The sequence below is a fragment of the Streptomyces sp. RLA131 genome (assembly GCF_056270125.1).
Genome location: NZ_JBWDOQ010000002.1, coordinates 6146549 through 6168408 on the forward strand (window position 1 = coordinate 6146549; position 21860 = coordinate 6168408).

Consider the following 21860-nt stretch of genomic DNA (forward strand, 5'->3'; position numbering starts at 1 on the left):
CGGGACCGTACCATCCGTGCTGCAGCCGCTCGTAGGACAGCCTAATCATGTGGAGCATCAATGGGGCAGGCCGGTGGGCACACCGCCCACCGGCCCGCTCCACGTACGACGAGGACCCGTCAGTCCATACGGCGCGGAGCGCCCAGCAGACCTGTCTCCGCGTCCGTGGGCTGCGTCATCACGAACTGCTGACGGTCCCGGGTGCACCACAGCATCACGTTGTCGCCGAGGGTGGGCAGCGCGGCCGCCACCTGACGCGGCAGCCGCAGCACCCGCGTGACGACCTCGGTCTCCTCGGGCGAGAGCCGTTGCAGACCCACCAGGTCGGCGCGGCCCAGCAGCCGGGGCGCGTCGGGCCCGAGGAAGGGCAGCAGCGTCAGCAGCGACTGCCACGGGCTCGGCGCCAGCAGGCTGCGCGGCGGCCGGGCGCCGCAGTCGCGCACCACGAGCACCGGGCTGGTCACCGACGGGCCCTGCGGGGCGATCTGCCGTACCTCATGGACCGTCACCGACTGCTGGCCGCCGCCGGCCGCCTGCGCCATCGGCCCCCAGGCCGGCGGGCGCGCGGTCTCGACCGCGACCCGGGCGCCCACCGCGACCGTGCGCAGCGCGAGCAGTTGGGCGATCCACATGCTGCCGACCACCACCACGTCCAGCGGGGCGGGCCGGGCGATGCCGAGCACCGCGGGCTGGTTCTGCGGGTCGACGCCGATCACGACGCCGTCGTCACCCACCGGCACGGTCAGGCCGGCCAGCGCCCCGGCCGGGAGTACGTGCTGGTCGCGGCGCGGACCGCGCAGCCCGAAGCCGGGGCGCGGCCGGCGCGCCGGGGCCTGCGGTGTCTCCTCGGGTCCCTGGGTCGGCAGATGGGTGGGCCGGCCGTGGCCCTGACCGGCGCCGGGGGCCTGCTGCGGCCAGCCGCCGCCGGAGGGTACGAACGTGGGCACGGACATCAGCGCGTACCTCCGAGGGGGAGCGTGGCCAGCAGGCCGGGAAGCTGCTCGCGGTCCAGCCGTACGAGGCCCGCCCGCGCGGTGGCGGACCGGCGCTCCAGATCGCGGCGCGCGGCGACCAGTTCGTTCTCGCTGCGCGCGGCCAGGCGTACGTAGCCGGACAGGGCGGGGGAGTTGAGGGCGCCGCGGCCCGCGGTGAGCGCGAAGGTGGTCGCCATCACCGGGGTCGAGGTCAGCAGCGCCGCCAGATCGGCCAACTGCGCCGCGCCGGGGCCCATCTGGGGCCAGCTGCCGACCCAGTACGTGGTGTGCCAGCGGTCGTCGCAGCGCCAGGCCCGCACCGACTCCTGGGTGCGGCGCGCGGCCCGGCCGTTCTGCGAGGCGGCGTTGTTGGCACGGGGGTTGATGCAGGACGCGATGCCTACCGCGGTGATGATCTCCCGCTCGTCGAGCACGCTCGCCCGGAAGCCCAGCCCCGTCAGCCGGCTCGCCAGCTGGTCGGCGGCGCGCAGCAGCGCCCGCTGGGCCCCGCCGACACCGCCGCCGCGTGCCGCGACGGCCTCCGCGCACAGCTCCGGGTCCAGCTTGAGCGCGACCCAGGTCAGCCGCACGGCCGGGGTCTGCGCCTGGGCCTGCAACGGCGCGTAGGAACGGACCGACACGGCCTGCTCGGGCACGTGCGGCGCCGGGGCGGGCTGGGTGTACTGCACCAGCTGCACCGACTCCAGGTGGATGTCCTCCACGTCAAGTGCCGCGTGCAGCAGGTCCAGTGGCAGCTGGCGGGTGCCGCGCTGCGGGCGCAGCGGCTCGTCCGGGGCCTCGACCTGGACGACCGCCGTCAGGAAGGTGCTGTCGCCGACGAAGCCCACGGTCCGCTCGTCGCGGTCGGTGTAGGCGTAGGTGCGCAGCGCCGGATCGCACTCCACGGCCGGCACGAACGCCGGGTCGGTGCCCTGCGGCGGCGGCTCCGTGCCCTGCTTCTTGCGGCGGTTCATGGCCTGCACGGTGGCCATCCATTCCGGCATCGGGCGCTTGCGCCGGCGTCCGAGGCCGAAGACGAGCAGCGCGACCGCGAAGACGGCCGCGATCCCGAGCGCGATCGGGTGGATCACCCAGCCCACCAGCAGCAGTGCCGCCGCGAGCTCGATGAACACCAGCTGCTGCACCCGTACTCCGCCGACGCTGCCCGACCGCGTGCGCAGTCTGGGCGCCACCGGGCCGGTACGTGTCGCGGGCGGCGACGCCGGCCGCCCGTCCTGCTGCCCGTTGCCACGACGGGTCCTGGTAGCGGTGGACATCCCCCGGTTTGCTCCTTAGCTGGTTGGCTGTTCGCCGCACGAAGCCCTGCTCGGCTGGCGGACGCATCGGCGGTACCCGTACCGTACGGGTCGACCACCTCACGGCATAGTAGAGGGCCCTCCGGTGCAACCGCCGGGGCCGGACTCCTGGTTGGCCGGGGTGGATCCGACATACGGGATACGGGGAGACAAGGCAGCAATGACATCACGACGGGATGAGCTCAACGCGTACACCTTCGCCCGCAAGCGGACGGTCGCCGCCTTCCTGAAGCCGCTGCAGAACGGGACCGCCGAGGACGCGCCCCGCCCGATGAAGGCCGTCATGCCCGGACTTGTCGTCGGGGCGCTGATACTCGTGGGCTTCGGCGGCTACGGCCTGCTCAAGCCCAGCGCCCCCACCGGCTGGGACACCCCCGGCGCGAAGGTGCTGGTGGGCAGTGACTCGACCACCCGTTACGTGTACCTGGACTCGGGCAAGAAGGACAAGAACGGCAAGCAGATCAACCTGCTGCACCCGGTCCTGAACCTCGCCTCGGCCCGGCTGCTGCTGGACCCCGACAAGTACGAGGTGCTCAAGGTCGACGAGTCGGTGCTCGACGACCCCAAGATCCTGCACGGCCCCACCATCGGCATCCCGTACGCCCCCGACCGGCTGCCCGACAAGGACGAGGCGGCCAAGGCCAAGGTCTGGGCGCTGTGCGAGCAGCCCAGCGGCGGCAGCGGCAACAAGGCGCAGAAGATGGTCTTCGTCCTCGGCGGCGCCGACAAGCAGGACGTCGAGGACGGCAACAAGCTCCGGGCCGACCAGGCACTGTTCGTCCAGGCCCCCGGCGGCGGCTGGTACCTGGTGGACAACTCCGGCACCGCCTACCCGATCGGGAAGACCGGCGGCCAGGAACTGCCCGCCGACCAGAAGGACAAGCTGCGCCGCGCCCTGTTCGGCAACGCCTCGGAGCCGCAGAACGTCACCCAGGAGTTCATGGACACCCTCAACCCGGGTACCCCCATCGACTTCCCGGAGATCGACGGCGCCGGCGGCACCTCCAGCGCCTCCGGCCTGCCCGCCGCCCACAAGACCATCGGCACCGTCCTGCTCGCCGACGACGGCGCCGGCCAGCAGCAGTACGTGGTCCTCAAGGACCGGCTCGCCCCGATCTCGGACTTCACCGCCCGCCTGCTCCTCCAGGGCCCCAACGCCCAGGACGCGTACGGTGAGGGGTCGCCCAAGGCGATCGGCGTCAAGACCGCCGAGATCACCCCGGGCGAGCCCTTCGACGACAAGTCCTGGCCGCAGAAGGACCCCCACCAGGTCAACACCTCCGCCGGCCGCAAGGTCTCCTGCAACGTCTTCTCCGGCTCCGCCGACAGCAAGGGCCGGCCGGTCCTGACCGTCTGGGCCGGCAAGGACTACCCCGAGAAGGTCTCCGACGGCGGCACCAGCGCCTACGTCACCCCGGGCAGCGGCATCCTGCTGCGCCGGGTCTCCTCCCTCAAGACCAACATCGGCTCGGTCTTCCTCGTCACCGACACCGGCCTGCGCTACTCGGTGCCCTCCAACGGCGACAGCGACACCACCGCCGCCGACACCCAGTCCCAGGACGCCTCCCAGACCTCCGACAACGGCCCCCAGAAGCGCCTCGGATACGACGGCATCACCCCCGTACCGGTCCCGGGAGCCTGGGCCGGCCTGCTGGCGGCCGGGCCTACGCTGGACACCACGAGCGCCAAGCAGCCGCAGAACCAATGAAGTTGAACGGGCCGCGGCTCTGGACGGCCGATCCTGTGAAGAGTTGTTGTGGCTGTGTCACAACTGCGTTCCCCCGTTGGGTGTTGTCACAGGCAATCGCTAGAGTGGGTTAAGGCATCAGACGTAGATGCCGGCCGTATTCACTACGGACACGGGTTACGAGTCTCATGGGGGACGCTGGCTTATGGCTGGACAGCAGTACACGACGACCGAGGAGGAGATGGTTGCTTTCAGCAACAAGATCTCCACGGTCAACGGACAGATCCAGGGTGAGATCAGCCGCCTGCAGACGGTGATCGACACCATCACCTCCGGGTGGAAGGGCTCCGCCGCGACCGCGTACAACAACCTGCAGACGCAGGTGAACGAGGACGCGAGCAAGCTCAACCAGATCCTTGGTGAGATCAAGGACGCGATCGACACGACCACCAAGAACTACTCGGCCTCGGAAGAGGACCAGGCGGCGTCGATCAGCCAGGTCTCGGCAAGCGCCTCGCCCTTCGGATGATCCGGCCCGCGCCGTACGGCCGCCGTACGCGCGTACCGAATCGCCCGGGACGACCAGACCACACCAACTCCCCGAGGAGACACCATGTCCGGCCAGATCCTCGTTAATTTCACGACGATCTCGCAGGCCTCTTCCGACGTTCGGCAGACGGCCGGCAACATCCGTACCCAGCTCGACGACCTCGAAAGCGGCGTCAAGAAGATCGCCCAGAGCTGGGAAGGCTCGGCCCAGGAGGGCTACCAGGCCAAGCAGGCCGAGTGGGACAAGCGCGCGGCCTCGCTGCACGCCACCCTTGAGGCCATCGCCAAGGCCCTCGACACCGCGGCCCAGAACTACCAGAGCACCGAGCGCCAGAACGCCAGCATCTGGCAGTCCTGACCGAGCGGCCCTAGCGGCTCTCGCACAATCACTGAGGGTGGGCGCGCTGCTTCTGGTGCGCCCACCTTTCGCGTCCGTCACAAACAGGGGGAAACGTCCCGTGGGATCTCGCGCCGCACACCACGCCGCGGCAGCGCTGTGTGCCCTGAGTCTCGTCGGCCTGTCCGGCATCGCGACCGCCACACCCGCCGTCGCCGACGACGATCCGAGCATTCCGATCGCCGACAGCGCCTCGTGCAAGTTCGGCGGCGACGACATCAAGGGCACGCCCTGGTCCCTCCAGCGCATCCTCCTGGACGAGATGTGGGACAACTCCCGTGGCGAGGGAGTCAAGGTCGCCGTCATCGACACCGGTGTCGACAACGACAACAAGCAGCTCCAGCAGGCCATCGACCCCGACGTCCGCGGCAAGGACTTCATCTCCTCCGGCGGTGACGGCACCGACGACCCCGTAGGCCACGGCACCAAGGTGGCCGGCATCATCGCCGCCCGCTCCAAGTCCGGCACCGGCTTCGTCGGTATAGCCCCGCAGGCCACCATCATCCCCATCCGCCAGAACGACAACGAGGGCGGTGGCACCGCCGGCACCATGGCCAGCGCCATCCGCTTCGCGGTCAAGGCCGGAGCCGGGGTCATCAACATCTCCCAGGACACCTCCGCCGCCCTCAGCCCCGGATCGTCGCTGGAACTGGCCATCGACTACGCCCTCCAGAAGGACGTGGTCGTCGTCGCCGCGGCCGGCAACGACGGCGCCAGCGGCAAGGAGAAGGACACCTATCCCGCCTCCTTCCCCGGCGTCCTGGCCGTCGGCGCCTCGGACCGCAACAACGAGCGCGCCGCCTTCTCCCAGCCCGGCGGGTTCGTCGGCGTGGCCGCCCCCGGCGTGGACATGGTCTCCACCGTCCCCAAGGGCGGCCAGTGCATCGACAACGGCACCTCCTTCGCCGCCCCCTACGTCGCCGGTGTGGCCGCCCTCGTCCGCTCCAAGTACCCGGACTGGTCGCAGGAGCAGGTCGTCGCCCGCATCGAGCAGACCGCCGAACGCACCGAGCGCGGCCCCAACCACCTCATCGGATGGGGCGTCGTCGACCCCGTCGCCGCCCTCACGAGCGACGACGAACCCGGCGACAAGCCAACCAAGGACCCCCAGTCCACCCAGATCCAGAACGCCGGCAGCGCGATCGTCCCGGGCACCCTGACCATCGGCGAGACGACGGAGGAGCGCAACGCCCGCTACGGCATCTATGTCGTCGGCGGCGGAGTGCTCGTCATCGCCGTGGTCGTGGGTGCCGGGATCACCATGCGCGACTGGCGCCGTAAGCAGTCAATCAACACACACGGGGAGGCCCTGTAATGAGCACCGCCGACGAGTACAAAGTCGATCTCGATGCCCTGGACAAGGTCATGGTCAAGCTGAACGGCGTGCTCAAGTCCATGCAGGAGATCAAGGGCAAGACCGCGCACAGCACCTACCTGCCGGAAGGCGCGCTCGGCAAGGACTTCGACGAGCAGTCGGAGCTCCGCACGGCACACAGCACCATGAAGTCGTACTTCGAGGACGAGATCCTCGCCAAGCTCGAATCGCTCATCGACGACTTCAGCAAGAAGACAGCCAAGACCCGTGGCGCCTACGAGGACCGCGAGCACGACCACAAGGCAGCGCTGAACGGCACCGGCGCAGACCCGGGCAACCTGGCGTAACGGCGATGGGGCCGACGATCGGTGAGGAGAAGGCGACGTGACTATGGGGGATGACCGATGACGGAGAAGAAGCTGGTCGTGAAGAGCGACCAGACAAGCTACAAGATGGAACACACCACGCCCTTCTACCAGAGTGACCTCGACTCGCTGAAGAGCATGGTCGCCAACTCCAACCACGAGACCATCGAAGGCATCGCCGACAACTGGCAGTGGGTCGCCGAGCGCCTGACCGGCGGCTCGACCGGTGGCCTCAAGTCCGAGTTCGACGACGCCGTCAACGAGGTCCTCGAACACTGGTCCGGCTCCGCGGCCGACGGCTTCCGCGCCCGCGCGGAGCTCATCAGCACCAACATCGCCAACGCCTCGCCGTACGCGACGAACGTGAGCAACGCCATGCGCAACGCGGCGTCCTCGCTCAAGTACTACAAGGCACAGCTCGACTCGGTGAAGAAGCCGACCGCCACCGAGAGCGGCATGGACCGCGTCGGCAACGAGGCGTTGAGCGTCGTCACCCTCGGCGCAGCCGGCGGCCGCGACGACAGCAAGGCCAACGCCGAGCTTGCCGCGGGCAAGCCGACCGCCGACGTCCTCACCGGCAACAGCGGCGAGCTGTCCGAGGGCAAGGAGCGGCAGCTCCAGGGCGCGATCGTGATGGAGTACCTGGGTACTGCGTACCGCAACAACGCGAAGTCAATTGGGACGCCGCAGGCTGGTGTCGGTGAGAAGGACGAGATCCCTCCCACCGACAGCAGCACGCCGATCACCCCCGTCGTGCCGATCCCCACAGCGATGGGCGGTCCCAGTGCGACGAGCAGCAGCGTCAAGCTGCCGACCGCGAACAGTTCCGGAATGACGTCACCGAACACGGTCGCCTCGCCTCAGACCGACGGCATTTCCGGCGGAATCGGAAGTTCGAGCACGCCTAAGTCACCGACGTCCATCGCCGGGATCGGCAGCGGCGGCGGTTCCACTTCGATCGGTACCGGCCTGGACAGCTTCGGTACCGGTACTGCCGGAACCAGCATCGGCGGTGGCGGTGGCAGCCTCGGTGGCGGCGGTGGTGTCGGCTCTGTAGGCGGCGGCGTGGGCTCCACCAGCCTCGGTTCCATGGGTAGTGGTACGTCAGGGATGGCGGCCGCCGCCGGTGTCTCCGGTTCCACACTCGGCGCCGGTGCCACAGGCCGTACTTCGGGCACAGGTGCCGGTCGTACCGGCTCGGGTGCCGGCCGTATGGGCACCCCGGGCATGGGTGGTGCGGCAGGCGCAGGCAAGGGCGGCTCCGCCGGCGGCGTTACGGGCCGTGGTGCGCTGGCCCGTCAGAAGGGTGGTGTCGTCGGCGCCGCTAAGGGCAAGACCGGCACCGGGACGCAGGGAGGCTCCGGCCTTCACCGCAGCCGTGGTGGCACCCAGGCCGGTACGGGCACTGGCAAGAGCGGTCGGGGGATGGCAGGCGCCCCCGGTGCGCACGGCCGTGGCAAGGGTGACGAGGAGGGGCGCGAGGGACAGCGTCCGGACTACCTCATCGAGGATGAGGAGACCTGGACCACCGAGCGTAATGTGGCACCCCGGGTCATCGAGTAGGCAACTGCGTAACCAGTGATCGGCGGAACGGGAAGGGGCCCGCAGTCTTCGGGCTGCGGGCCCCACTCACGTAGGAGAGGTGTTACAGCATGAGCTTCACGCGGACGCTGCGTGCGGTGGGTGGCGCGGCAGTGGCGGGAGCCCTGCTCTTCGGGACTGCCCCGGTCGCTTCGGCGGACAGCATCAGAGACAGCCAGTGGCCACTCACGTCGTTCAGCGCCGACAAGGTCTGGAAGGTGTCGACGGGCAAGGGTGTCACGGTCGCTGTCATCGACAACGGCGTGAACGGTGACCATCAAGATCTCAAGGGCAACGTGCTGGCGGGTAAGAACTTCTCCACCGGCGCGCCCGCCGATCATGAGACCAAGAATGAGCACGGGACCGAGATGGCGTCCATCATTGCTGGTCACGGTCATGGAGCTGGAGGAGCGTCAGGAGTCATGGGCCTGGCTCCCGACGCAAAGATCCTTCCCATTAAGTACTGGGACTCCGACGGAACGTATCTCAGCACGACCTCCTGGGCAGAGCCTCTTCGCTACGCCGTTGATCACGGAGCGACCGTGATCAACATGTCCTTCATCGATCCGCAGATGTCGGATGACGAGAAGCAGGCTGTTGCGTATGCGGTGAAGCATGACGTCGTGCTTGTTGCAGGCGCAGGCAACAGCGGCGTGAGCACACGCGAATACCCCGCAGCTGCGGATGGGGTTATTGCTGTTGGCGCCGTGGGTCCTACCCTGAAAATCTGGGAGGACTCGAACTTCGGCCCCCATTTGCTTCTCGCAGCTCCTGGGCAGCAAATCAGGGTCGCTAGTGCTTCTGGCGGGTATGACGCATCCAAGGGGACCTCGGACGCAACCGCATACGTCTCCGCCGCCGCGGCCCTGCTTCGCTCTAAGTTCCCGGACCTGACTGCCGGGCAGATCGCCAACCGGCTGACGAAGACCGCCCTGATCCCGAGTGGGGCGAACGTCTCCAAGACGCCTGACGCGCACTACGGCTACGGCATCATCCGTCCGTATCGTGCCCTTACCGATGACATTCCGGCGGGCTCGAAGAACGGTCCGCTGACGATGCCGGATCTTTCCGCGGTGAGCGACTCGCCGAGTTCGGGGACGGCGGCGGACAACTCCGCGGCGGAGAGCAATGACACGAGCCCGACGGTGCTGGGTGTGCTGGGCTTCGGGTTGATCGTGGTGGTCGTCGTCGTGGTGATCGTGGTGGTCATCATGGTGGTGAGGAGCAAGAACAAGCGCCGCAACGGTCCGCCTCCGGGCGGCGGCGGTGCCGGCGGGTGGGGTGGCGGGGGCGGTCAGCCGTATCCGCCGCAGCAGACGGGGTATCCGCCGAACCAGCAGAACCCTTACGCCTCGCAGCAGCAGCCGCCGAACCAGTGGCCGGGACAGTGACGGAGTGACGGTTCGAGGCCCACGGTGTGCATGCCGTGGGCCTTCGACATGTCAGGGGAGCAGGAGCCAGTCCGTCGCGAGGGCGGCGGCGAGGCCGGCGACGAGCAGCCATGTGGCCAGGCGGGTGCGGCCGTTGCGGCTGAGCTGGATGACGATGCCGCACAGCACGAGGGCGAGTCCGTAGTCCCCGACCACCAGCACCGAGGTGCTGTTCGCGAGTCGCAGGACCAGGACGACGGCCATCAGGGCCATGAGGACGGAGGCCAGGATGACGCGTATGCGGCGGGCCTGCCGGGGAGTTGTGCCGGTTCGGCCTTCGGCCTCGTTCTCGGCCTCGGGATCGGCCTCAGGATCGTTCTCGGCCTCGTTCTCGGCCTCGGGATCCTGCTCGGACACGACGAGGGGGGACGGGGTGGTTTCGGAGCCGCTCATGTGCGGGATCGTAGCGTCCGTCCCGCGCGGTCAGGCCCCGGGTGGCCGCTCAGAGCAGCCGCATGGCCACGAGCAGGGCGGTGGCGACCGCCAGCAGTCCGTACGCGCCGAGCATGCGCCGCCGGGAGCGGGGCGGGTAGGCGCGGACGGCCAGGATGCCGCCGCTTAGGGCGGCGAGGCCGGCGGCGAAGCCCAGGGCGCGTCCGAGGGCGCTGAGTTCGGGGCTGTCGTCGAGGAGGTCGAGGACGGGGCCGGCGATGCCGCTTGCCGCCAGGGACAGGGCGAGGACGAGGGCGAGGCCCATGACGTTCCACCAGACCAGGGTCCAGCTGCGGTTCAGGCGATCGCTGTGGGTGTCGTCAGACATGCCTTGTATGGTAGCCAGGTCATCCATTGGTAAAGACGGGGACCGAGTATGGCATTTGATGTCGAGCCGGCCGATCTCGATGCGTTCGGGAAGCAGATCGGACGGGCTGCCGACGACATGCAGTCGGCCAAGAGCTACACGGAAGCGAATACCGAGATCAACTGGTACGACCTCGGGCTCAAGAGTCTGATCAGCGGCGCGAGCGGCGCGCACGACACCGTGGTGCAGAACGTCAAGGCGTCGCTGACGACCGCCGAGTCGATCCTGCGGGCCTCGGCCGGTGAGCTCGCGGCGTCGGCGCGGTACTACCGCGAGACCGACCAGGGCAATGCCGCCAACCTCGACGCCCAGTATCCGGCCAGTAAGCGCTGAGCGCTGAGGGGGAATGCGACTTGTCCGGCTTCACTGATGTGTCCGAGCCCGTCGATCTGCTGAAGAAGCCCAGCGACGAGCCCGAGGAGTTCTCGCAGGGGACGATCATAGACATCTTCAACGATGTCAGTGACCTGCTGAGTCCGGTCTGGTACGTCACGGAGGCGATCGACCTCGTCTTCGGCTTCAACCCGCTCGAAGAGGTCCTCGACTGGTTCTCCGGGGACTGGGAGAGCTTCGTCAGGTGCGCCGAGGTGTGGAGCAACCTCGGCAAGGCCACCGAGGCGATGGCGGCCAACATCAAGGCCGGCAACGCCGAGCTCGACGCCTCCTGGAACGGCAACGCAGGTGACTCGGCGTATGTCTACTTCGACGAGCTGGCGAAGAAGCTCGACGCCCAGAAGGCCTCGTACGACAAGCTCCACGAGGCGTACACGCAGATGGCGCACTCCGTCTATCTGACCGCCGAGGCCATCAACGGCTTCGTCGGCGGCATTCTCGACGGCCTGATCATCGTGGGCCTCGACCTGGCGGCCGGGACGCTGACCTCGTGGACCGGGGTGGGTGCCGCCGTCGGATACGGGCTGGCGGCCCTGGAGATCCTCAACATCCTGCGCGAGTGGGGCATGGCCACCAAGGCGTTCGTCGCCGCGCAGCAGATAGTGCAGGCGGGCGTCGGCACCATCGAGGGGCTCGCCACCGATCTCGCCGACGCGTTCAAGAGCTTCCCGGTGCCGAACGGCAGTTACGAGCACCCCAACGCGGCGATCGAGTAGACGCGAACGAAGGAGCAGCAGTGAACGACGACGACCGCCAGATCGGCGACACCGACCTCACCGGTATGACCGGCGGCGACCAGGTCCGCGCCCGCGCCCTGCGCAAGACACTGCAGAAGCTGGCCGGCAGCCAGCAGGCGGGCGGCCCATTGCAGGAGATGGCCCGCGAGGTGCTGGCCGGCCGGGTCGGGCTGCGCGAGGCCCTGCGGGTCGGGGCGTACGCCGAGGCGCTGGGGGAGAAGGTCGCCGAGGGGCGGCGGGCGTACGAGCAGCAGTCACCGGAGGAGCGCAGGAGCCAGGAGGAGGCGGCGCGCGCCTATCTGGCCGAGCAGCGCGAGGAGATCGAGCAGGAGCAGCGCGACGGCGGCAGGCAGGGCGGCGCCCGGCCCCGCCACCGCGGATAGCACAACACGCGAACAGACGAACGGGCGAACAAGACGAACGGGGATCGCATGTCCGACGAGTTCCGCATCAGCCATGCCGTCGTGGCCGAGCTCGGCAAGAGCTTCCAGACGCATGCGTACGACCTTGAGCGGTACGTCACCGCGTTCGAGGAGACCACCGGCGCCGACGCCCTCGGGGAGGGCGAAACCGCCGCCGCGTACCAGGAGTTGGCCGAGCAGACCCGGTACGCGATGGGCGAGCTGCACCGCCGGTTCGACACCGTCGGTGCCGCACTGGTGGCCACCGCCGGGAACAGCGCGGCCACGGACGACGCCGTGGCGCGGTTGCTCCCGCTCAGCCCCGGCACCCCGGCCTCCCGGCCCGGCGGCCAGGACCGCCGGCCCGGCGGCTAGGACCGCCGGCCCGGAGGCTAGGACCGCCGCTCAGAACAGCCCGTGCCACATCTGCTCGACCACGACCGTCCACCAGTTCTCGACGTCGCTCAGCGCCGTCGGGTCCAGGGCGGCCAGCTGCTGCTGGAACGCCGCGACCGCCGCGCCCGCCTCGGCCGGGCTCCTGCCCTCCATCTGCTCCCGGGTCTCGACCAGCAGCGACAGGCAGCGGTCGAAGGCGGAGACGGACTGGTTGACGAAGCGCCCGGTGCCGGAGCGCGGGTGCACGGCCCAGATCGAGCCGATCCAGCGCTCGGCGCCCCGGCACTGGACGGTGACCACGTACAGGCCGTCGGAGCCGATCCGGACATGGCCGGCGAGGTTGTCCAGGGCCTGCTCCGACGCCTCGGTGTCACGCTCGCGCAGATGCGTGGCGGCGTCCGTCAGCAGGCCGCCCGCCGGAGGCGTGTCGGGGTTGTCGGCGGCGAAGAAGAAGGGGATGTCGGCGGGGACACCGGCCCAGGTGAGGGTGGCCCGCGCGGATTCGGGGAGTTCGGTGCGGGCGAGGTCGTCGGCGTCGTAGCGGCGCACACCGCCACGGTCGCTGAACGTCCTGGCGAGCTGCCTGCCGAGCGCGAAGTCACGTACCGGCTGCGCCGGGGTGACGTCCTGCGGGACCGGGAGCCGGTGCGGGCGCGGCGGGGGCGTCTGCCCGGCGGCGCGGTGCATGGACTCGACGCTCTCGATGAGGGCGGCGATGCCCTCGGCGCGCTCCTCCGGCCGCATGCCGTAGTCCTGGGAGCAGGAGAAGGACGCGTTGGGGAAGGTGTTCATCACCAGCTCGCCGGTGTAGCCGCCGGGCAGCAGGCTGGGCCGCAGGTCGGTGTGGACGGCGACCACGTTGCCCGGCGGCACGCCCATGCGCTGCAGATCGGACCACACCTGGTACTCGGCGGGCGGCAGGCCTGGGGCGGAGGTGCGGAAGAGGGTGGTCTCCTCACCGTTCGCCGGGTCGACGTAGGAGAACACCGCGGTGTTGCCCGGCCCGATGACCGCGGGTGCCTGCGAGGCGTCCGCTCCGGCGCCGTGCTTCGCCTGGTACATGCGGATGACCTCCTCGACCGGTACGGACGGCCAGACGGTCAGTTCGCCGGTGCGCCGGTCGACGACCCCGGACGCGTTGCCGAAGTCGGCGGGCGGCCGGCGCTGCCCGGACACCGGGTCGACCTCGACGGGCGGCGGCACCGCCCACACCACCCATCCCAGGTCGAACTCCTGGATGCCGACCCGGCGGTGCTGCTCCTGCGGAGCGTGGCCGTTGAGCCAACGGTCGGCGGTCGCGAGCGCTTGCGCCTGGCTGATCACGAGGAAGGACTCCTTCGGGGAGGGCTGGGGCGGGTGTGCGTACGAGGCTATCGGTTACGCGGGCCGGTTACGTGGGCCGTCACGCGGGGACGGCGATCCGCAGGGCCTTGGCCCCGCGCTCGGTGGCGAGCAGCAGGATGCCGTCGGGGGAGAGGTCGGCACCGGTGAAGGGCACGTCGGAGATCACGGCGGTAACGACCTCCTCGGCGGCGCGGTCCCAGACCCGTACGTAGTCCGCGCCCCGGCTGAACGCCAGCGGCGCCGCGGCCCGCTCGTCGTCGTCCGGGCGGAGGATCGCGGCGGGGTCGACCGCGGCGAACGGGGCGGGGTCGGTCAGCCCGTGCACCACCACGGCCGCGTCGCCGACCGGCACCGCGCCCGGCGTGCTCCCGGGGACGACCAGGACGGCGACGGGCGACGGCTCCAGGCCCTCCTCGGACGGCGGCAGTGCGGCCGCCGTCACCGCGCTGACCCCCGGCACCCGCACGCTCCACAGCGTGCGCCACGGCAGGGCCAGCCCCAGCGCGTGCACGGCGTCGGCGTACTCGCGAAGTCCGTCCTCCACGAAGGCCGTCTCCAGCAGCGCCGCCCGCAGTACGTCGGGCGCCTCGGCGCGGGTCAGCAGCGGCGCGAGCCTGCGGTACGTACGGGCCGGGGCACCCAGCGCCTCCAGCGGCACGGCGTCCACCGCGGCGCGCAGCGCGACGGGGTCGGCGTAGGTGAACAGGCCCGGGTCGGTGAGCAGTTGGGGCAGCAGCCCGGCGGCCAGGGCATGCCCGGCGATGTAGTCGCGCACATACGGATCGGCGGCGGCCCAGTTCTGGCCCGGCACCTGCTCCAGCAGCGCCACCGCGATCTGCGCCTGGGCCGCCCGCCCGCCGTCGGGCAGGGCGGAACGCAGCTCGGCGGCCAGCGCGGGGTGCAGCAGCCGCAGCAGCGTACGGCTGCCGGCGCTGTCGTCTTCGGCGTCGTCGTCTCCGGCGCTGTCGCTGTCGCTCGCGGCTTCCTCCGGAGTGACGAAGGGCCCGGCCAGCGCCATCGCGCCGGCGATCACCTCGCCCATGTCCTGTCCGGCCACGGCACTGGCCAGCGGCGCCCACAGCTGCACCGGCAGCCCCGGCCCCTCGGCGAGCGCGAGCGGCAGCAGGATCTGCCGCAGCACCTCGGGTTCGGCGCCCAGCCGGCGCGCGTGCAGGTCGAGGGCGCCGCCGACACCGCGCGGCAGCCACCCCTCGTCCGCCGGGTCGAAGCCCTCCGGCTGCATCAGCAGCCCGTTCACCGCCAGTTGTACGGTCAGCCGGCTCGCTTCCGCGCCGCTCGCCTGCGCGCGGCGGGCGATGGCCTCCGCCAGGGCGTGCCGGATGCCCGGGTCCTCGGTGAACGGCAGCTCAGGGGCCCCGAATTGCGGGTTCAGCAGCGCCTCGGCCTGGAGCACCAGGCCCTCCGGGTCCGCCCACTGCGGCTCGTCCAGGTCGATGACCAGCACTGTCCCCGCCGGGAGTCCGGCGGCCAGCTCGGCGGCCAGGGGGCGCGGTACGTCCACGAGCAGCCGTACGGTCTCCGTCGCGGCCAGCGGCAGCAGCACCTCCCGTACGAGCCGGGCGGGTTCGTCCACCGTCCGGATCGGGCCGGCCCGGTCCACGTCCGGCACGACCACGGTCACCGGCTCGTCCAGGGCGGCCAGTTCGGCGTACACGTCCTCGGTACGCCGGGCCGACAGCCCGAGATGGTCCGCCAGCACCCACAGCAGCTGAGCCGCCGTCAGCCCCGCGGGGCTGGGCACGGCCGGCGCGGGCAGCTCGGGCGGAACGATCGTGGGATCGAGTGCCTCCAGCGCCATCTGCTTGCGGAACTCCGGGTCGCACAGCATCAGGAACCCGGTCAGCAGGCGGGACACCCCACTCCCCGAACTCCCCGTCAGCGCAACGCATCTGGGCGTACCCGGCCACTCCATCCGCCAGGCCGCCAGCGCGCGCAGCGCCTCGGTCCGGCCGCCGATGTGGGGGTGCGGTGCGTACTGGCCCGCCATGGCCTCTGCCGCCCTTCGCTCGGATCGTCGTCGTGTCGCGCTACGTACGGAACATACGGACGCTGATCCTATGGCCATGGTTTCAGGGTCCGAACGCCTGGCAGTATGGCGTGCACACGCGATTCCTGAGACGGGGGCACCATGAGTATCGAGCGCAACGAGCGTGAGGTCACCGATGACGACCTCATGGAGGACGCCCGCGATCCCGAACAGGCCGCACGCCTCCACAAGGCCCTGCGAACCCTCCGCGACAACCCCTCAATACCTCCACAACTCAAGCAGATGGCCCGTGAGGTCCTCAGCGGCCGCCTCACCATGACGGATGTCGCGAAGGGCGGGCCCTATCTCGATGCCCTCGGCGCCCGCATGACCGAGATCAAGCGCGCCGCCGAGAACCTCTCGCCCGAGGAGGAGGAGCGCAACCGCGAGGCCGCCGAGCGCTACCGCCGCGAGCAGGAGGAGACCGAGGCCCGCGAGCGCGCCGAGCGCGACGCACCCAGCCAGCAGCCCCCCTCGGGCCCGCGCCCGCGCAGCCGCCGGGGCCGGATCTAGGCAGCGTCGAAAGCTAGAACAGAGCTGTGACGTAAGCGGCTTGATGAAGTACGGGTGTTTCTCAGTAAGCTCTAAGCTCTTCGAGAGCTCTGCGGAGCGCACTGCCGACAGTGATCGCCGCATGAACGGGGGAAGTTGAGTGGGACAGGACGGGCTCAAGGCCGCAACAGACGTTCTTGACGCCGAGGGCACCAGCTTCACCGGCATGGGTCAGACCTTCGGCAGTGCGCTGGACCGCCTCAGGGACGGCCTGACCGCGCTGGAGGCGGGCGACACCCCGCCGTGGGGCGACGACGACATCGGTGAGAAGTTCGGTGTCGTCTACGAGGGCGTCCGCGACGGCATGTACCAGTCGATGGACTACCTTTCGACCCGGCTGGGCGACATCGGCAAAGCCCTCTCGGGCATGGGCAAGAACCACGACTCCAACGAGAACTTCACCAACGCGCTCATGGAGCAGGAGCAGTCGCACGCCGACGCCACGGGTCAGCTCATCAAGAGCCTGAACCCGCCCACCACAAGCGTCTGATCATCGGCAGCTGAACGACCAACACGGGGGAAGACCGCATGTCCATCATGCTGCCGGACTGGCTCGAATGGGTCCTCAACGAGGTCCTCGGCATGGACTGGCCGACGGCTGACGAGGACAAGCTCTTCGAATCGGCCGCGCTCTGGCGCCAGTTCGCTGCGGATGTGCAGCAGGTCCAGTACGCCGGTGTCACGTCGGCCGGCAATGTGATCTCGGAGAACTACGGCGACTCGATCGACGGCTTCAAGGGCGCCTGGGACAAGTTCTCCGGCAACGGCTCCGGCTACCTGGACGACGCCCAGACCGTCGCCCTCGTGGTGGCAGGCGTCCTGGACGCGGCCGGTGCCATCGTCATAGCCGGGAAAGCCGCCGTGATCGTCCAACTCGCGATCCTGGCGGCCGAGATCATCGCGGCACAAGCCGCCGCGCCCTTCACGTTCGGGCTGTCCGAACTAGCCGTCGCGGGCGCCACGGCCGCGGCGAGAGCGATCGTGCGGCGACTGCTGAAGGAGCTCAAGGAAGCGCTGATCGAGGCGATCGTGGAGGCGATGAAGGAGCCGGCGATCTCCGCCCTCCAGGCCATCATCACCGACCTGATCACCCAGTCCATGAACGTCAACTTCGGTGCCCAGAAGGGCATCGACGTCGGCCAGACCGTCAAGGCCGGCGCCGACGCGGGCTTGGAGCAGATCAAGAACACCCCGCAGACCATCGCCGAGGGTGTCCGCGACAACCTGGGCGGTCAGGCCGGTCACCACGCGCGGAACTCGATCGACAACCACCGCAACGGCGGTTCCGGCGACTCGGGTGACTCCGGTGACAGCTCGTCGTCGACGACGCCGGACAGCACGGGCTCCGGCAGCGCCAACCCCAGCACCACGGGCGACTCGGGCTCCACGACGACCAACGCCGGCGGCAACGGCGACCCGTCCTCCAGCACGACGACCCACGCCGGCCCCGGGACGACCACCGCGTCCGGCTCGCCCGGCAGCAGCAACAACAGCAACAGCAACGCGGGCTCGAACGGCAGCGACAACAGCAGCCCCGGCGGCGACGGCAACAGCGACACGAACGGCACCGGGAACAACAGCACCACGAGCCCGGACGGCACGCCATCGCATTCCCCCGTCCGGTCCCCGGCGGCCTCGACGCCGGACTCGACGTCGCCCAACACGACGACCCCGGATTCCACGTCCCCGATCACGACGCCGCCGGAGTCGACGTCGCCGAACACGACGCCGCCGGACACCACGACGCCGCCCAACACGACGACGCCGGACTCGACGTCCCCGAACACGACGCCGCCGGACACCACGACGCCGCCCAACACGACGCCGCCGGAGTCGACGTCGCCGAACACGACGCCGCCGGACACCACGACGCCGCCCAACACGACGACGCCGGACTCGACGTCCCCGAACACGACGCCGCCGGACACCACGACGCCGCCCAACACCACGACGCCGGACTCGACGCAGCCGAACACGACGCCATCGACGGCCGGAACGCCGGACAACTACACCCCGTCACCGTTCGATCCCCCCAGCCCGGATCCGACGCCCACGAATACCCCGGACTCCGGGCCGGACGCGACTCACGGCGATGCCTCCACGCCCAACCAGCCGTCGACGCCGTCTTCGACGCCGGCCCACGAGTCCACGCCGTCCTCGGACACGCACACGCCTGCCGCTTCGACGCCGCGCGCGACTCCGGCGGGGTCGCCGCTCACTGTGAACCCGACGTCGTACACGCCGACGCACTCGACGGACACGCCCTCGAACACGGTTCGCACGCAGGCCGACAGCTTCACCTCGCCCGATCTGAGCCAGCAGTACGTCCCGACCCATCAGTCCGGGGACACCGGGTCGACCGGCCAGCAGTCGCAGTCGACCAATTCGGGCATGCCGTCCAGCCCGAACCTGGCCAGTACCGGGACCGGCACCTCGACGCCCTCCAGGTCGACGCCGAGCGGCGGCAACACCACGCCGAGCGGCGGCAACTCCCCGGTCAGCAGCCCGAATCCCGTGGCGGCCACCCCGGCGCCGGCCTCGCCCTCCTCCTCGCCGACGGCGACACCGTCCCGGCCCGTGACGACCCCGAGCAGCACGCCGCCGCCGAGCACGGGCACGGGCACGGGTACGCCGACGAACACCAGCACGGGGACGCAGTCCAGCACCACCCCCAGCACCACCCCGGGGCGCAACGTTCCGTCGAACACGACGACCAGCACCCCGAGCAGCACCCCGGGCCGCACTGCGAGCACTCCGAGCACTCCGAGCAGCACCCCGGGCAGCACGCCGACCACCCCGAGCAGCACTCCCAGCAGCACCCCGGGCAGCACGCCGAGCACCGCGGGCAGTACCCCGGGCAGCACGCCGACCACCCCGAGCAGCACTCCCAGCAGCACCCCGGGCAGCACGCCGAGCACCCAGAGCAACACCGCGGGCAGCACGCCGAGCACCGCAGGCAGCACCCCCAGCAGTACCCCGGGCACCCCGGGCAGCACCCCGGGCACCCAGAGCAGCACCCCGGGCAGCACCCCGGGCACCGCAGGCAGCACGCCGAGCACCGCGGGCAGCACTCCCAGCAGTACCCCGGGCAGCACGCCGAGCACCGCGGGCAGTACTCCGAGCAGTACCCCGGGCAGCACGCCGGGCACCGCAGGCAGCACGCCGAGCAGCACGCCAAGCACTCCGAGCAGCACCCCGGGCAGTACCCCGGGCAGCACTCCGGGCACCCCCGGCAGTACTCCGGGCACCCCCGGCAGTACTCCGGGCAACACCCCCGGCAGTACCCCGCCCCGCCAGACGCCCGACCGACCGGTTGCCGAAAGCCCGGCTTCCCGCCCGCAGCAGCCGCCGCAGGGGCAGCAGGGAACCCCCCAGCAGCCGTCGCAGGGCAGCCAGCAGACGACCACGCCGCCGCCCCCGGTCCACGTCACCGTTGTCGCGTCGCAGGGCAACGGCCACCCCCAGCACCAGCCGAGCCCGCAGGGGCAGCCGCAGGGGCAACCGCAGGGCCGGCCGGCCTCGGACTCGCGTCCGTACGACCAGCCCGGCGGTGTCGAGGGGCCGCGCGCCGACGACCAGAACCATCTGGAAAACAGCGTTCCCCGCGACGAGAACGGCGACCCGGTCCGTCACCCCGACCCCAACGACGGGTCGTGGACCGAGAACATCAACGGCGCCGACCCCAACGAGCCGGGCCGCAACAACAACTGCGTCGACACCGCGCTGTCCACCGTCGACACCTACTCGGGCAATCCCACCGCCGCCGCGTCCCGCACCCCGGACGTCGACGCCGACGGCAACCCCTCCGACCGGGGCGAGACCGGCGGCCGGGACCGTATCGAGAACACCCTCGGTGCCAGGTTCTCCGACCTGGGCAACGGCCGTGACGCCTTCACGCGCCTGGAGTCCACCCTCCAGGACTCCGGCCACGGCTCGCAGGCCGTCATCATCACCTCCGACTCCAACGGCCGCGCCCACGCCTGGAACGCCGTCAACCACAACGGCCGCATAACCTACGTCGACGCCCAGACCGGCCAGCGTTCCAACACCCCGCTCCACAACGGCGACAACGGCGTCTTCGCCGTCCCCCTCGACCCCAACCGCCGCCCCGTAACGCCTGCTCCGACCGCCCCCGGCGCCGGCCGCCCGGCCGACAGCCGCCCCGAGACCACCGAGCGGCGCCCCGCGGCGGAGCCCGGGCACGGCAGTGATTCCGATGCCATGGACGTCGATGACGAGGGCGGCCACGCCCACGGCGACGATCACAACATGGACGATCACGACATGGACGGCGACGAGGACGACCACGAGGACGGCGACGAGGACGCCGAGCCGAACCACGTATCCGCCGCCGAGGAACCCGACTCGAAGCAGTACGGGATCGAGCCCGACGCCGCGCAGCAGAACCTCCGTGCCTCGCACGACGTGCACCGGGTCGATCTAAACCGGGTTCACGAGCGACTCGACGCATGGGCGAACGACGGTAGCCTGGCCAACCTCATGCGCGACTCCGTCGGTGACCCGGCCGGTCCGGACGGGGGCGTGAACGGGCCGATGGCGTTCACGCAGAGCGACCTCAACGACAAGCTGCAGGGCTTCAACAGCCTGTCGCAGGGAGAGCAGCTCGCGGCGCTGTCCTCGATGGGCCGGCTCAGCGCCGGTTTCCATGAGCAGCACGGTGTCGGCAAGAGCCCCGAGGACGTCGCCAAGCCGTACCGCGGGGCGAACGAGGCCGCCCCGGCTGCCGGCACCACGGACAGCGCGGCGAAGAACGCGGACGGCTCCCTGGGCGCGAAGGCGCACAAGAAATCCGGTGACAACTATCTCGGGGGCTTCAAACAACAGGCCATCAACGACTCGGAACACATCTGGGAACACGGTCCGGACTTCACCGAGCGGAACTACGCCGTCCTTGAGATGACGGGGCCCGACGGGGAGACTCACTACGTCGTGGACTCCTCCGTTCCGCCGGGTGAGAAGAACGTGTCCGGGCGCCACTCCGAGAAGCACCTGCTCGACTGGATGAAGCGGGTCAACGAGGGTAAGCCGGCGAGCGACCAGTACCAGCCGACGGGCCTCTACACCGAGCGTGAACCCTGCGGCCAGGGAGCGGGCCATGCCAGGTGTTCCGACCAGTTGAGGCAGAACCTGGCGACCAACGTCCCCGTGTACTACAGCACGACCTACCGGACCGACCCGCAGGACGTGGCGGACGGCAGGGCCCTCGACGCCGAGAAGCGGGACGACATCAAGGCGATTCCCTCACTCACGACCGCCGAGGTGAAGGCCGAGGTGACGCAGCGGTTGTCGGACCGTTACGGCGCCGACGCCGGTCGTACGCAGAAGATGGCCACCTCCCTCGTCGGGATGAGCGACGCGAACGCGAGGGAGGCACTCAAGAAGGCGATCGAGAGCGACTACACCAAGCTGAAGGCCGAGTCGCGGAGCGACAACGTGAAGTTGATGGGCCAGGAGATGACCGATCACCTCTCGGCTCTCGAAAGCACCTGGCAGAAGATGGGCAACCAGCTCATCTGATCCTCCCCGCCCCGCCCCGCCCCTCCCCCCCCCGCCGCC

The 21860-nt window shown here is 70.2% G+C and carries 20 protein-coding genes; 14 read left to right on the forward strand and 6 right to left on the reverse strand.

The window, feature by feature from the left end; genetic code table 11:
- Window positions 1-119 precede the first annotated feature (119 nt).
- Together RWE79_RS28815 and eccE are read right to left on the reverse strand one after the other, a co-directional pair.
- Window positions 120-953, reverse strand: coding sequence for a hypothetical protein (locus RWE79_RS28815; RefSeq protein WP_475942983.1), 834 nt, complete (start codon window positions 951-953; stop codon window positions 120-122).
- Window positions 953-2251: a type VII secretion protein EccE gene (gene eccE, locus RWE79_RS28820; RefSeq protein WP_475942984.1), complete on the reverse strand. Its 1299-nt coding sequence runs from the start codon at window positions 2249-2251 to the stop codon at window positions 953-955. The genes RWE79_RS28815 and eccE overlap by 1 nt, the downstream gene beginning before the upstream one ends.
- 199 nt (window positions 2252-2450) lie before the next feature.
- On the opposite strand from eccE, the gene eccB reads away from it, so the two are divergent.
- From eccB to RWE79_RS28855, 7 genes are all read left to right on the forward strand, one after another.
- Window positions 2451-3998 carry a type VII secretion protein EccB gene (gene eccB / locus RWE79_RS28825; RefSeq protein WP_475942985.1) on the forward strand — a complete coding sequence of 516 codons (1548 nt, stop codon included), beginning with the start codon at window positions 2451-2453 and terminating at the stop codon, window positions 3996-3998.
- A 184-nt stretch (window positions 3999-4182) separates the two neighbouring features.
- The gene (locus RWE79_RS28830) at window positions 4183-4506 is read left to right on the forward strand and encodes a WXG100 family type VII secretion target (RefSeq protein ID WP_475942986.1); all 324 of its coding nucleotides are present in this window, start codon (window positions 4183-4185) and stop codon (window positions 4504-4506) included.
- Between the two features lie 84 nt (window positions 4507-4590).
- Window positions 4591-4884, forward strand: a complete 294-nt coding sequence (locus RWE79_RS28835) for a WXG100 family type VII secretion target (protein WP_475942987.1) — start codon at window positions 4591-4593, stop codon at window positions 4882-4884.
- 100 nt (window positions 4885-4984) lie between these two features.
- Window positions 4985-6238: a type VII secretion-associated serine protease mycosin gene (mycP, locus tag RWE79_RS28840; RefSeq protein WP_475942988.1), complete on the forward strand. Its 1254-nt coding sequence runs from the start codon at window positions 4985-4987 to the stop codon at window positions 6236-6238.
- Entirely contained in the window at window positions 6238-6585 is a 348-nt protein-coding gene (locus RWE79_RS28845; RefSeq protein WP_475942989.1) for a hypothetical protein, read from the forward strand. The genes mycP and RWE79_RS28845 overlap by 1 nt, the downstream gene beginning before the upstream one ends.
- A gap of 57 nt (window positions 6586-6642) precedes the next feature.
- The gene (locus RWE79_RS28850) at window positions 6643-8166 is read left to right on the forward strand and encodes a hypothetical protein (RefSeq protein WP_475942990.1); all 1524 of its coding nucleotides are present in this window, start codon (window positions 6643-6645) and stop codon (window positions 8164-8166) included.
- 89 nt (window positions 8167-8255) lie between these two features.
- On the forward strand, window positions 8256-9575 hold the full coding sequence (locus RWE79_RS28855; RefSeq protein ID WP_475942991.1) for a S8 family serine peptidase: 1320 nt from the start codon (window positions 8256-8258) through the stop codon (window positions 9573-9575).
- Between the two features lie 51 nt (window positions 9576-9626).
- Here the strand turns inward: RWE79_RS28855 and RWE79_RS28860 are convergent, their stop codons facing one another.
- Complete coding sequence (locus RWE79_RS28860; protein WP_475942992.1) at window positions 9627-10007, reverse strand: hypothetical protein; 381 nt, start codon at window positions 10005-10007, stop codon at window positions 9627-9629.
- Between the two features lie 49 nt (window positions 10008-10056).
- Window positions 10057-10374, reverse strand: a complete 318-nt coding sequence (locus tag RWE79_RS28865; protein ID WP_475942993.1) for a hypothetical protein — start codon at window positions 10372-10374, stop codon at window positions 10057-10059.
- 48 nt (window positions 10375-10422) lie between these two features.
- Between RWE79_RS28865 and RWE79_RS28870 the strand changes: the two genes are divergently transcribed.
- From RWE79_RS28870 to RWE79_RS28885, 4 genes are read left to right on the forward strand one after another with little or no spacing between them, the layout of a single operon-like run.
- Complete coding sequence (locus tag RWE79_RS28870; RefSeq protein WP_475942994.1) at window positions 10423-10746, forward strand: hypothetical protein; 324 nt, start codon at window positions 10423-10425, stop codon at window positions 10744-10746.
- Between the two features lie 20 nt (window positions 10747-10766).
- Complete coding sequence (locus tag RWE79_RS28875) at window positions 10767-11522, forward strand: hypothetical protein (RefSeq protein WP_475942995.1); 756 nt, start codon at window positions 10767-10769, stop codon at window positions 11520-11522.
- A 20-nt stretch (window positions 11523-11542) separates the two neighbouring features.
- Window positions 11543-11926 (forward strand): hypothetical protein, encoded by a 384-nt coding sequence (locus tag RWE79_RS28880; protein WP_475942996.1) that lies wholly within the window; start codon window positions 11543-11545, stop codon window positions 11924-11926.
- Between the two features lie 48 nt (window positions 11927-11974).
- On the forward strand, window positions 11975-12319 hold the full coding sequence (locus tag RWE79_RS28885; RefSeq protein WP_475942997.1) for a hypothetical protein: 345 nt from the start codon (window positions 11975-11977) through the stop codon (window positions 12317-12319).
- Between the two features lie 30 nt (window positions 12320-12349).
- Here the strand turns inward: RWE79_RS28885 and RWE79_RS28890 are convergent, their stop codons facing one another.
- Window positions 12350-13663, reverse strand: a complete 1314-nt coding sequence (locus RWE79_RS28890; RefSeq protein WP_475942998.1) for an SUKH-4 family immunity protein — start codon at window positions 13661-13663, stop codon at window positions 12350-12352.
- A 79-nt stretch (window positions 13664-13742) separates the two neighbouring features.
- Complete coding sequence (locus tag RWE79_RS28895; protein ID WP_475942999.1) at window positions 13743-15692, reverse strand: ATP-binding protein; 1950 nt, start codon at window positions 15690-15692, stop codon at window positions 13743-13745.
- 141 nt (window positions 15693-15833) lie between these two features.
- Here RWE79_RS28895 and RWE79_RS28900 point away from each other — a divergent pair, with 141 nt between their 5' ends.
- The 3 genes from RWE79_RS28900 to RWE79_RS28910 all read left to right on the forward strand — a co-directional run bounded on the left by RWE79_RS28900 (window position 15834) and on the right by RWE79_RS28910 (window position 21821).
- A complete protein-coding gene (locus tag RWE79_RS28900; RefSeq protein WP_475943000.1) occupies window positions 15834-16244 on the forward strand; it encodes a hypothetical protein in 411 nt (136 codons plus the stop codon).
- 139 nt (window positions 16245-16383) lie between these two features.
- Entirely contained in the window at window positions 16384-16773 is a 390-nt protein-coding gene (locus RWE79_RS28905) for a hypothetical protein (protein ID WP_475943001.1), read from the forward strand.
- Between the two features lie 38 nt (window positions 16774-16811).
- On the forward strand, window positions 16812-21821 hold the full coding sequence (locus RWE79_RS28910; RefSeq protein WP_475943002.1) for a toxin glutamine deamidase domain-containing protein: 5010 nt from the start codon (window positions 16812-16814) through the stop codon (window positions 21819-21821).
- Window positions 21822-21860 lie beyond the last annotated feature (39 nt).

Excerpts from the sequence above, each read along its gene's own strand:
- eccE (WP_475942984.1), bottom strand. The coding sequence starts at position 2,251 with ATGTCCACCGCTACCAGGACCCGTCGTGGCAACGGGCAGCAGGACGGG.
- RWE79_RS28870 (WP_475942994.1), top strand. The coding sequence starts at position 10,423 with ATGGCATTTGATGTCGAGCCGGCCGATCTCGATGCGTTCGGGAAGCAG.
- RWE79_RS28815 (WP_475942983.1), bottom strand. The coding sequence starts at position 953 with ATGTCCGTGCCCACGTTCGTACCCTCCGGCGGCGGCTGGCCGCAGCAG.
- eccB (WP_475942985.1), top strand. The coding sequence starts at position 2,451 with ATGACATCACGACGGGATGAGCTCAACGCGTACACCTTCGCCCGCAAG.
- RWE79_RS28830 (WP_475942986.1), top strand. The coding sequence starts at position 4,183 with ATGGCTGGACAGCAGTACACGACGACCGAGGAGGAGATGGTTGCTTTC.
- RWE79_RS28910 (WP_475943002.1), top strand. The coding sequence starts at position 16,812 with ATGTCCATCATGCTGCCGGACTGGCTCGAATGGGTCCTCAACGAGGTC.
- RWE79_RS28835 (WP_475942987.1), top strand. The coding sequence starts at position 4,591 with ATGTCCGGCCAGATCCTCGTTAATTTCACGACGATCTCGCAGGCCTCT.
- RWE79_RS28885 (WP_475942997.1), top strand. The coding sequence starts at position 11,975 with ATGTCCGACGAGTTCCGCATCAGCCATGCCGTCGTGGCCGAGCTCGGC.
- RWE79_RS28900 (WP_475943000.1), top strand. The coding sequence starts at position 15,834 with ATGAGTATCGAGCGCAACGAGCGTGAGGTCACCGATGACGACCTCATG.
- RWE79_RS28845 (WP_475942989.1), top strand. The coding sequence starts at position 6,238 with ATGAGCACCGCCGACGAGTACAAAGTCGATCTCGATGCCCTGGACAAG.
- RWE79_RS28865 (WP_475942993.1), bottom strand. The coding sequence starts at position 10,374 with ATGTCTGACGACACCCACAGCGATCGCCTGAACCGCAGCTGGACCCTG.
- RWE79_RS28855 (WP_475942991.1), top strand. The coding sequence starts at position 8,256 with ATGAGCTTCACGCGGACGCTGCGTGCGGTGGGTGGCGCGGCAGTGGCG.
- RWE79_RS28895 (WP_475942999.1), bottom strand. The coding sequence starts at position 15,692 with ATGGCGGGCCAGTACGCACCGCACCCCCACATCGGCGGCCGGACCGAG.
- RWE79_RS28850 (WP_475942990.1), top strand. The coding sequence starts at position 6,643 with ATGACGGAGAAGAAGCTGGTCGTGAAGAGCGACCAGACAAGCTACAAG.
- RWE79_RS28860 (WP_475942992.1), bottom strand. The coding sequence starts at position 10,007 with ATGAGCGGCTCCGAAACCACCCCGTCCCCCCTCGTCGTGTCCGAGCAG.